Below are 11,015 nucleotides of genomic sequence, written 5' to 3' on the forward strand. Positions count from 1 at the left end.
ACTTCTGTCCGGAAGCCCTACTGCACTAGAGACAACTAGTTGCACGTGGTTCTAGGTACCTTTTCTACAAGCGGTTCATCGGGCTACGGAAATGGCTATCCAATTTCTATGCCAGAGCGGAACCTGTTTATAACAGCAACTAACGGCGTCACTGCGTAGTGGCTATCTGCCGTCAAGCCGTTAGCTTTACAGGTCGTGAGAGGTGGAAAGCGCTGTTCACTGCACGCTAACCTTTCGCAATCCCTGACGTTATCGGCATGGATTGGATTTTATGAACAGGCGTAGTGTGGAACGGACTAAAAAAGTGGTAATTAGATGAGAACGGGCACTGATGCGCTGGGTGCGTTCAGTGGAATCCAGAGAGGAAGTGTATCGAAATGCGAAGTATTTTCTTGGATGCCTACCCCTTTCAGGGTGCCCGCCTCTATGACGGATTACATCGTTTTATAAAGGCCTGCGGAACAAACTTTTAAGCCTCTCATGACCATCATCGACATAAGTAAAGATAACGGGCACTACCAACAGGCTTAGTACGGTCGAGGCCAACAGTCCGCCGATAACGACCACCGCCATCGGTTGACGGAAACCTGATTCGCCGCCCCATCCCAGTGCGGTCGGCAACATGCCCGCGCCCATTGCGATGGTGGTCATCAGGATCGGCCGGGCGCGTTTGTGACAGGCGTCGATCAACGCTTCATAGCGGCTCACGGTGGGTGCGCGGCGAGCCATGATTGCGTATTCCACCAGCAGGATCGAGTTCTTGGTCACGATCCCCATCAGCATCAGCAAACCAATGACCGACGCCATGGAAAAACTCATCCCGCCGATCAACAGTGCCAACAGTGCGCCGCCAAGCGATAGGGGGAGCGCCGAAAGGATTGTCAGCGGCTGCATGAAGTCATGGAACAGCAGCACCAGCACCGCGTAGATACAGAATACGCCGACGGCCATCGCCAGGCTGAAGTTGCCAAACAGCTCGCTCATCAACTGCAACTCGCCCTGCTCCACCAGTTTCACTTGCGCTGGCAGGTTCTGCATGGCCGGCAACTGCCTGGCCTGCTCCATCACTTCGCCCAGATTGCTGCCATTGAGTTCGATGGACAGCGTGATATTGCGCAAGCGGTCGATACGATCAATCTCCGCGGGACCGCTGCCCATGCTGAGCTCTCCCAGCGACGCCAGCGCAATCTGGCCATCACGCCCCTTGATCCGTAGCTGAGCGAGGCTCTGCAGGTCGGTGCGTACTTGCGGCTGCATGCGCACCCGCACATTGACCTGGCGCTGGGACAGATTGATCTTGCCCAGGGACGAGCTGTATTCCCCATAGGTGGCCATACGCAAGGTGTCGGCGATGTCCTGGCTACTGATGCCCTGCGCTGCCGCCCGGAAAACATCCGGGCGCATCTGGATTTCCGGGCGTTGCACAGCAGCACTCGAGGTGACGTTGCCGATGCCCTTTATCTGGCGTAATTGCGGTTCAAGAGCGGCGGCAGTGCGCTCCAGCAAATCGCCGTCATCGCTGGCAAGGACAATGTCCAGACGTTCTCCGCTGCCGTCACCACCGACCGTTACCCGCACACCGGGCAAGCTGCGCAGACTTTCACGCATGCTCGCTTCCACCTGCGACTGTTTCAGTGTGCGTTGGTCACGCGGCAACAGATCGACGGTCAGTTTCGCGTCCCGATCACCTGCACCGCCCGCATCGCCGCTGCCCGCCGCGATGAAGACGTGGGCCACTTCAGGAATCGCGCGTAAACGCTTTTCAGCCTGCAAGGCAATCTCACCGGTCTGAGCCAGACTGGTGCCGGGCGGCAATTCCAGGCTGACGGTGCTGCTGGCAATATCCTGAGCAGGCAGAAAGCTGGTTGGCAGCAACGGGATCAGCGCCAGCGAGCCGATAAACAAAGCACCAACAATGGCCATGGTGGTCTTGCGGCGGCTCAGGCTGGTGTGAATCCAGCCCAGGTAACGTCTCATCAAACCGCTGTCATGCTCGCCATGCGGCCGTGCCTTGAGCAAATACGCCGCCATCATCGGCGTCAGAAGACGGGCGACCAGCAACGAAAACATCAACGCAGCGCTGGCCGTCACGCCGAATTGGCGAAACAGTTTGCCGGAAATCCCGCCCATGAAAGCAGTCGGCAGAAACACCGCGACCAGGGTCACGGTCGTTGCCAATACGGCAAGGCCAATCTCGTCGGACGCCTCGATTGCCGCCTGTCGCGGGGTTTTGCCCATGCGCAGGTGTCGAGCAATGTTTTCGACCTCAACAATTGCATCGTCGACCAGAATGCCGATTACCAGCGCCAGCGCCAGCAGCGAAACGGTATTGAGGCTAAAGCCGGCAAAATACATGACGCCGAAGGTCGGGATGATCGACAAAGGCAGTGCCGTGGCCACGATAATGGTCGCCCGCCAGTCACGCAGGAACCACCAGACCACCAGCACCGCCAGCAACATGCCTTCGTAGAGCAGCGCCATGGAGCCACGATAGTTTTCCATTACCGGCTCGACGGCATTACTCGCCTCTTCAATGTGCACGTCAGGGTGTTGCCTGGCGAACTCACTGACTGCCTGGCGCAAGTCTTTGGTCACGCCTACGTCGGAAAAGCCCAGGGAGCGGATGACCTGAAAGCCAATCACCGGTTTGCCGTCGCGATACGCCAGGGTGTTGCGCTCGGCATGGGTATCACGCACGGTGGCCAACTGCTGCACAGCGAGCATCCGTCCATCGCTGACAGGAATGCGGATAGCACCCAGCGCCGCCGGGTCATCAATGCCGCCAAGCACACGCAGTGCCTGTTGGCCGCTGCCCAGGTCGCCCTGGCCACCGGAATTGTCTTTCTGCATTGCCCGCAAACGATCTGCAATGTCCGTCACACTCAGACCCAGACCGGCCATCAGCGCGGGATCAAGGTCAACCTGGACTTCGCGGTCCACACCGCCCACGCGACTGATCTTCGCGACACCACGCACGGTCAGAAGCTGCTTGCTCAACTCGTTGTCGACAAACCATGACAATGCTTCTTCGTCCATACGTGGCGCATCGACCACATAGGTCAGCAATGCCGTGGTATTGGTGGTCAGGCGGGTGACCGATGGCGTGTCGAGGTTGGCTGGCAACTCAGCCGCAGCGCTGTCCACCGCATTGCGCACTTCGTTGAGGGCTTCGTTGCCATCCTTGTCAATCTCGAAGATGACATTGATGAGGACACTGCCTTCGGAAATTTTCGTAGTGACGTGCTTGAGCAGGCGCAGCGATGTCAGCTTGTCTTCGAGCTTGCGCGCGACTTCGGTTTCCAGTTGCTCGGGGGCGGCGCCTTCCAGTGAGGCACTGATGACCACTGCAGGCAGATCGGTGTCGGGAAAGTCCTGGATACCGAGACGTTCGAATCCGAGGAAACCAAACAGGGTCAGCAGTAAAAACAGCATGACCGCCGGGACCGGGTAACGAATCGACAACGCGGAGATATTCATTGCGCACGGGCCTCGGCGTTGACCAGCGTCACGCTGGCCCCGTCATTGAGGAAGGCGCCACCGCTGCGGACGATCTGCGCCTGCTCTGCCAGGCCTCCGACGATTTCCAGCGCCGATCCACGACGTCGGCCGATCTCGACCACGTGTTGGCTGACGCGCATGTCTTTGCCCAGCACAAACACATAAGAGTGCCCGTCGCGCAGGATCACGCTGGTGTCCGGAACCGTCAGCGCCGGGCTTGAAGGCAGTTCGATGCGACCGCTGGCGTACATGCCGGCGCGGGCCACAGCCCCCACCGGCAGGGAAACGTAGACCAGCGCCCTGCTGGTCTTGCCATCGAGCACTGGCGAGACCAGGCGCACGCGTCCCTGGACCTCGATACCGCCCGGCAACATCACCCGGGCCAGCTGGCCAGGCTTAACGCCCGGCAGTTGCTGGGCGTCCAGTTCTGCCTGCCACTCGATCCGGCCATCCCGGATCATCCTGAACATCTCGCTGCCCGCCGACACCACATCGCCAAGCAAGGCCTTGCGCCCGGAAATGATCCCGTCATCTACCGCGACGATGCGCGTCTGCGTGAGTTTGATCCGGATGCTGCGCAGATCGGCATTCGCCGAGGCCAGGTTGGCTTCGGCGGTCTGTACCTTGACCCGGTACTCTTCCAGTTGCTGCTCGGACAAGGCCCCGCTCTGTCCGACCACCGCCGCACGTCGCGCATTGGAACGGGCTTCCTGCAATTGCGCAGTGGCCTGGGCGACCGCCGACTTCTGCTTGTTTTCCTCGGCCAGCACGCTGTCATCGGCCAGAGTCGCCAAGACCTGGCCCTTCTTCACCTGATCGCCTATATCAGCCTTCAGGCTGGCGATACGCAAGCTCCCGGTCTCGGCACTGATCACGGCTTCCTGCCACGGCGCGAGCGCACCGCTGGCCACTAGTTCCTGCGGCCAGTCTTCGCGGTGCGGTTGAACCGCCTCGACCGTCAGGCTGGTAGCTGGCGCTGTAACGGCAGCCGGGGTCGGTTCTGCACGGCCAAACAATATCCAGCCCGAGACACCCAACGCCGCCAACGCCAGCAGCCCATAAACGCGTATCTTCCTCATGCGCCGCCCCGCTTCGGTGTCTCTCTGGCCAAACCTTCGCGACTGTCCTGCCATCCACCGCCCAGGGCCTTGTAAAGGGCAATCCAGTAACGCACCTGATTTTGTTGCACGGTGATCAGTTCGATTTGCGCCGACAGCGCCGAGCGTCGAGCCACTTCGCGGTCCAGCAAGCTGGCATTGCCGGCCTGCCAGTTGCGGTCTGTGGCCTCGAACGACGCTTCATAGCCGTCGGTTGCCTGCTGTGTACTGGCTTGCGCACGCCGTGCCGCGTCCAGACGCACCAGTGACTGCTCGACTTCCATCACCGACGTGCGCAAGGTCTGCCGATAGGTCGCCAGCGCTGCGTCATAATCCGCTTGCGCCGAGTCCACCGCCGCCCGGCGCTTGCCTGCGTCGAACAACGGGACGGTCAGTTGCGGGCCGAGGCTCCAGACACGGCTGAATACTCCGGTGGTAGTCCCCACCTGGAACGAGCCAACCAGACTCAGTTTGGGCAGACGATCAGCCTGGGCAGCGCCGATCTTCGCATTCGCGGCTGCCAGCTCGCGCTCGCTGGACGCCAGGTCCGGGCGCTGGCGCACCAGGTCGGCGGGTATCTCCCGTACATCCAGCAACGCAGGCTGCGGCAGTCGCGCGGGGTTATGGCCGAGCACTTCTCGCACCTGTTCCTCGTCGCTGCCGGTCAGGGCCACCAGGCTTTTGAGCAGCACGTCGCACTCGCTTTGCTGTTTGATAAGAGTCGCATTGCTCGCCGCCGCACTGGCGTCGCTCAACGATGAATCGGCGGCTGCGGTGAACCCGGCCTGAAACGACACGCGAGTCAGACGTGCGGTCTGCTCCTGGGATTGCGCCTGATCACGGTAAGCGTTGACCAGCATCTGGCAGCCGCGGTACTGCACGAAGTCATCACCGACCTCGGCGGCCAGTGACACACGAGCGTCATGCCAGTCATTGACACGTGCTTCGAGCAGATTACGCGAAGCCTCGTCGGTGCGTCGCAGTTTGCCGAACAGGTCCAGTTCCCAGGACGCATCGAGGGTTGCGCCGGAGGTCGTACCGCTCTTGTGCAATCCGCTCTGATTGATGCCGGCGCGCGATTTGCTCACGCCGCCGCTTACTTGCGGCAGCCTGTCGGCAACGCTGCCGTCCAGCGTGGCGCGAGCCTGGGCAATGCGCGCCAGAGCCTGATCGAGGGACGGGCTGTCTGCCTGTGCCAGACGCAGCAGGGTTGCCAGTGCCGGGTCATTGAACTGCTGCCACCAATCCTGCAGCCCGACCATCGACGCGCCATGAGGCAGCGGCGCATGCCACTGGCTGGCAACCGCCACCGCAGGCAATTGGTAGTCCGGTCCTAGCGTGCAGCCGCTCAGCAGCGATACCCAAAGCGTTGACACCAGGAAGTAGCCAGCAGGTTTGCCAATCGACATAAAGCTCTCGAAGATTCCGGAACAGTGGTGTCTTGAGAAAGGGGGTAACGGGGCAAGAGTCCGGACGATCAGGAGCATTGTCGCGAGGTTTCTTACAGCGCCACAAATCCCTTTCGTAGCATGCATTTAACGCCTGAGGCCGCGAGATGTCTGTCGTGGAATACGGGGACAGTCCGGCGGCGATAAGTTGGCGATCACCCTGAGGTTCTTACAGAATCGGACTCTGCTCCAAGCGAGTAGCAATGAATCCGTACCTGTGCCAACAAGGGATCGACTATGGAAGAGTTAAGCAATCTCAAGAAACTGGAGTCGAATGCGCGCACCTACGCAGCGACCTTCCAGCAGCTGTTTGTCAGCGGCAAGGGCATGCGAGTCAAGGACGCCAACGGCCAGGAATACCTCGACTGCCTGTCGAACGCTGGCACGCTCGCACTGGGTCATAATCCACCGGTTGTCCGTGACGCGGTGATCGAATTCCTCAACAGTGATCATCTGCAGCAGGCCCTTGACCTGGCCACACCGGCCAAGCACGCCTTCGTCGAAGAACTGTTCGCGACGTTGCCCGCCAGCATGCGCGACAACAGCAAAATCCTGTTCTGCGGCCCCAGCGGTTCAGACGCAGTGGAAGCCGCCATCAAACTGGCCCGCCATTACACCCAGCGCTCGCCGCTGATGTCCTTCCACGGTGGTTACCACGGCATGACCGCTGGCGCATTGTCGGCCATGGGCAACCTCAATCCCAAGGCCGGCCTGCTGGCGCAGGGTACCCACTTCCTGCCGTTCCCCTATCGCTTCCGCTGCCCGTTCGGCACCGATGGCGAACACACCGACCGTCTCTCCATCGAGTACATCCGTACGGTACTCAGTGACCCGGAAAGTGGCGTGCCCAAACCGGCGGCGATGGTGGTCGAAGTGATCCAGGGCGAAGGCGGCTGTATTGCGGCATCGGCCGAGTGGTTGCGCGCCGTGCGCGAGATCACCCGCGAATTGGGGATATTGCTGATTATCGATGAAGTGCAAACCGGCCTCGGACGTACCGGCAACCTGTTTGCCATCGAACATTCCGGGATAACGCCGGATATTCTGGTGCTGTCCAAGGCCATCGGTGGCGGTTACCCGATATCGGTGATCGTCTATGCCGAGCACCTGGACACATGGGGCCCGGGCATGCACGCAGGTACGTTCCGTGGCAACCAGGTGGCGATGGTGGCAGGCGCTGCGACCATGCGTCATATCAAGGAACACGACCTGGTCGGCAATGCCACGCGCCGAGGGGAACAGTTGCACAGCGGGCTGGAGGATATCGCCCGGCAATTCCCGTTTATCGGCGACGTTCGTGGCCGCGGGTTGATGCTCGGGGTGGAAATTGTCAAACCGGCCAGCGGATCGCGTCCGGGGGCTGGCGATGGCGCACGTGCGCGGGCGATCAAGCTGGAGTGCTTCAAGAATGGCGTGATCATCGAGACCGGTGGACGCAACAGTGCAGTCCTGCGCTTCCTGCCTCCGTTGAATATCACAGAGTCAGAAGTAGGCATGGTCCTCGACCGCTTCGAACAGTCCCTCAAGAGCAGCAGCGCCGCCCGGGTTTCCAGCGTCAGCGCGGTTGGCTGATCACTCGCAAAAGCTTGCTTGAGAGGTTGATGCAGCCGACAGATAGACGTCGGCTGTATGAGCCCCTCACGAACGCTATCCTATTCTGAAGCCTCCTGCATCGACGTTTCATACGCCGATCTTTTTCACCCCGCGCGCAGGCGTCTTTCAGTGCGCGGTCGCGCACAGGCGTTACTCTCCGTTGGGCAGGACATCCTTGTCCTGTAATCCCCTTGTCAATCCCGAGCCAGCGCCTCGATCGGATCAAGCTGTGCCGCGTTACGTGCGGGTACGAAGCCGAACACGATGCCGATCAATGTCGAGCAGATGAACGCCGTCACAATCGAGCCCACGGAGAACACCATCTGCCATTCCTTGACCAGCAGTGAAAACACATAGCCAATCACGAACGACAGACCGATGCCGATGATCCCGCCAATCAGACAGACCATCACCGCCTCTACCAGAAACTGCTGACGGATATCCGACTGGCGTGCCCCGACTGCCATGCGAATGCCGATCTCGCGCGTCCGCTCGGTGACGGATACCAGCATGATGTTCATCACTCCGATGCCGCCTACTGCCAGCGAAATTACCGCGATCAACGACAGCAACAAGGCCAGCGACTGGCTGGTCTTCTGCACCGTTTGCATCACGCTGTCGAGGTTGTAGGTGAAAAAGTCCTTGGTTCCGTGCCGCTTTTGCATCAGCTTGTTGACGTTATCCTCGACCACCTTGCTCGGTTGCCCGTCCTTGACCCGCACGGTGATGCTGTCCAGGTAGCTCTGACCCAGCAGACGGCCAGAGGCGGTTTCGTAGGGCATCCAGATATTCAGGTTCTTGCTGGTGTCGAAGATGTTCTTCTTGTTCTCGGTCACGCCGATCACTGTACACGGCAGGTTACCCACCAGGATCACCTGGCCCAGCGGGTCGACCTTGGGACCGAACAGGCGGATCCGGGTGTTGTAATCGATCACCACCACCTGCGCCTGCCGACGGGCGTCATCCTTATTGAACCCCACCCCCGAGCCCATCTTTGTGCCACGCACCTGGAAGTAGCTAGGGCTGACCCCGCTCACCGTCGCCGATACGTCGATGTTACGGTAGCGCAGCAGCATGTTACGGCCGATATTCGGCGTGGCGCTGTCGATGTAGTACTGACTGCTCAGCGCTGCTACATCGGACAGCGCCAGGGTCTGGATATCCATTGACTTGGTGTCGCCAAAGTCACTGCCCGGGAACACCTCAATGGTGTTGCTGCCGATGGCCTCGATGTCCTTGAGCACATAACGCTTGGCCCCTTCGCCGATCGCAACGATAGACACCACCGAGGTGATGCCGATGATGATCCCGAGCATGGTCAGCAGCGTGCGCATACGGTGCGAGATCAGCGCCACCCACGCCATGACGAAAGCCTCCTGGAACAGGCCGATGTTGGCCATCAGGCGGTTGCCCTGCCTGGGTTTGGACGGCAGGCGCTCGGTGGCTTTTTCGTTGATGATCGGGCGATCGGTGTTGACCCGGTCGGCGATGATCTCGCCGTCACGCATTTCGATGATGCGCTCGGCGTGTGCTGCAACCTTCTCGTCGTGGGTCACCAGGATCACCGTGTGCCCGGCGCTGTTGAGCTCGAGGAGGATGTTCATTACCTCCTTGCCGCTCACGCTGTCGAGGGCTCCGGTGGGTTCGTCGGCCAGAATGATCTCGCCGCCGTTCATCAGCGCCCGGGCGATACTCACCCGCTGTTGCTGGCCGCCTGACAACTGACTTGGCCGATGCTCCAGATGCCCCGAAAGGCCCAGGCGCTCGAGCAGTTTCTGCGCGCGCTCCACGCGCATGCTCTTGCCGGTGCCTGCGTAGATGGCCGGCATTTCGACGTTCTGGATCGCCGCCAGGTGCGGTAACAGGTGGTAACGCTGAAAAATGAAGCCGAAGTGATCGCGACGCAACTCTGCCAGCTCATCATCGGTCAGCGTACCGGTTTCACGCCCATCGACCTTGTAACTGCCGCTGTTGGCGTGGTCCAGACAACCCAGGACGTTCATCAGTGTTGACTTGCCGGAACCCGAGGCCCCGGTAATGGCAATCAGGTCGCCGGCATTGATCGTGAGGTTGATGTCATTCAGCGCGATGAAGTCTTTCTCGCCGGCGACGAAACGACGGGTTACACCCTTGAGTTCCAGAAGAGCTCGACTCATGGTCAGGCCCCCGCTGCCGCTGGTGTGGCCGATGGTTCACCGATCACCACCTGGTCACCCTCGGCAAGGCCGCTCTTGATCTCGACCCGCACATTGTTATTGATACCGGTCTGCACATTGCGGCTCTGGGCCTGGCCTTGAGCGTCCATCACGCGCACCGGGAAGGTTCCGTCGCCGTTCTTGTCGCCCAAGGCCGCAACAGGCACCGTCAGTACGTCCTTGGCCTTTTCGCGGACGATATGCACCTGGGCGGTCATCGAAATACGCAGACGATGATCCGGGTTGGGGACGTCGAACAACGCGTTGTAGAACACTGCACTGTTCGGCTTGCTGGCGTTGCTGGACTGCGAGTCAAGAAAGTTCTGCGGCGCCGGTTCCGTGCCTTTCAGTTTGGCGTAATAGCGTTTTTCGGCATCACCGAGGATGGTGAAATACACCTCTTGCCCCGGTGTGATATGAATCACGTCGGCCTCGGAGACCTGTGCCTTGACGGTCATGGTGTCCAGATCCGCCAGTTTGAGAATCACTGGTGTCAGTTGGCTGGCGATCACGGTCTGCCCTTCCTGCGTCACGATACCCACCACATCACCGCTGATCGGCGCGACGATACGGGTGTAACCCAGGTTGATCCTGGCGGTCTCGATCTGGATTCTTGCGTCGCGCACTTGTGCCTCCAGCGAGCGCAGGTTGGCACTGCGGACCTCGAAGTCCGATTGCGCCGTATCGAAGTCCTTTTGCGAGATCGCGTCATCTGCACGCAGTTGTTTGTAACGTTGGTAAATGGCTTTGGCGTCCTTGAGCTGTGCGACAGCCGCGTCCTTCTGGGCGATCAGGTTCTGTTCGTTGACCTGCGACTGACGCAGGGTGTTCTGCAGCACCACGGGATCGATTTCCGCCAGCCACTGACCTTGTTTGACCTTGTCACCCAGATTGACCTTCAGTGACTTGAGCTGGCCCGAGACCTGCGCGCCGACGTCAACCTGTTTGATGCCTTGCAGCACCCCGCTGGCCAGCACCGAGTTTTCAATTTCGGTGCGTTCGACCTTGGCAGTCAGGTACTCCGGTGGCTTTTCCGGGGACTGGATGCTGTAGGCAATACCCGCTGCCAGAACCAACAGCACTACAACAATGAGCACTTTGCGAAACTTCAACTTTTTCATAGAAAGCCACGAATGTGTTGAGGATTGACCCGGCGATCAACCGCCGGGCTTGAAGAAACAACG

At 60.1% G+C, this 11,015-nt stretch carries 6 protein-coding genes; 1 reads left to right on the forward strand and 5 read right to left on the reverse strand.

Annotated features, from left to right (window positions below; genetic code table 11):
- Positions 1 to 444: 444 nt before the first annotated feature.
- The 3 genes from JOE29_RS11525 to JOE29_RS11535 are packed head-to-tail and all read right to left on the reverse strand — an operon-like array spanning position 445 to position 6,004.
- The gene (locus tag JOE29_RS11525) at positions 445 to 3,477 is read right to left on the reverse strand and encodes an efflux RND transporter permease subunit (RefSeq protein ID WP_210079521.1); all 3,033 of its coding nucleotides are present in this window, start codon (positions 3,475 to 3,477) and stop codon (positions 445 to 447) included.
- Positions 3,474 to 4,577 (reverse strand): efflux RND transporter periplasmic adaptor subunit, encoded by a 1,104-nt coding sequence (locus JOE29_RS11530; RefSeq protein WP_210079522.1) that lies wholly within the window; start codon positions 4,575 to 4,577, stop codon positions 3,474 to 3,476. The genes JOE29_RS11525 and JOE29_RS11530 overlap by 4 nt, the downstream gene beginning before the upstream one ends.
- Positions 4,574 to 6,004, reverse strand: coding sequence for an efflux transporter outer membrane subunit (locus tag JOE29_RS11535; protein WP_210079523.1), 1,431 nt, complete (start codon positions 6,002 to 6,004; stop codon positions 4,574 to 4,576). Before JOE29_RS11535 ends, JOE29_RS11530 begins: the two co-directional genes overlap by 4 nt.
- A 276-nt stretch (positions 6,005 to 6,280) precedes the next feature.
- Here JOE29_RS11535 and JOE29_RS11540 point away from each other — a divergent pair, with 276 nt between their 5' ends.
- Positions 6,281 to 7,615: a diaminobutyrate--2-oxoglutarate transaminase family protein gene (locus JOE29_RS11540; RefSeq protein WP_004417709.1), complete on the forward strand. Its 1,335-nt coding sequence runs from the start codon at positions 6,281 to 6,283 to the stop codon at positions 7,613 to 7,615.
- Between the two features lie 215 nt (positions 7,616 to 7,830).
- On the opposite strand, the gene JOE29_RS11545 is transcribed toward JOE29_RS11540, so the two are convergent.
- Both JOE29_RS11545 and macA read right to left on the reverse strand, forming a co-directional pair.
- Complete coding sequence (locus JOE29_RS11545) at positions 7,831 to 9,792, reverse strand: MacB family efflux pump subunit (protein ID WP_024665406.1); 1,962 nt, start codon at positions 9,790 to 9,792, stop codon at positions 7,831 to 7,833.
- Between the two features lie 2 nt (positions 9,793 to 9,794).
- Positions 9,795 to 10,952 carry a macrolide transporter subunit MacA gene (gene macA / locus JOE29_RS11550; protein WP_004404596.1) on the reverse strand — a complete coding sequence of 386 codons (1,158 nt, stop codon included), beginning with the start codon at positions 10,950 to 10,952 and terminating at the stop codon, positions 9,795 to 9,797.
- Positions 10,953 to 11,015: the final 63 nt, after the last annotated feature.

It is taken from the genome of Pseudomonas sp. PvP009, assembly GCF_017832995.1.
GTDB classification, from domain to species: domain Bacteria; phylum Pseudomonadota; class Gammaproteobacteria; order Pseudomonadales; family Pseudomonadaceae; genus Aquipseudomonas; species Aquipseudomonas syringae.

Coding starts and splice junctions, on each gene's coding strand:
- JOE29_RS11525 (WP_210079521.1), bottom strand. CDS start 3,477: ATGAATATCTCCGCGTTGTCGATTCGTTACCCGGTCCCGGCGGTCATG.
- JOE29_RS11530 (WP_210079522.1), bottom strand. CDS start 4,577: ATGAGGAAGATACGCGTTTATGGGCTGCTGGCGTTGGCGGCGTTGGGT.
- JOE29_RS11535 (WP_210079523.1), bottom strand. CDS start 6,004: ATGTCGATTGGCAAACCTGCTGGCTACTTCCTGGTGTCAACGCTTTGG.
- JOE29_RS11540 (WP_004417709.1), top strand. CDS start 6,281: ATGGAAGAGTTAAGCAATCTCAAGAAACTGGAGTCGAATGCGCGCACC.
- JOE29_RS11545 (WP_024665406.1), bottom strand. CDS start 9,792: ATGAGTCGAGCTCTTCTGGAACTCAAGGGTGTAACCCGTCGTTTCGTC.
- macA (WP_004404596.1), bottom strand. CDS start 10,952: ATGAAAAAGTTGAAGTTTCGCAAAGTGCTCATTGTTGTAGTGCTGTTG.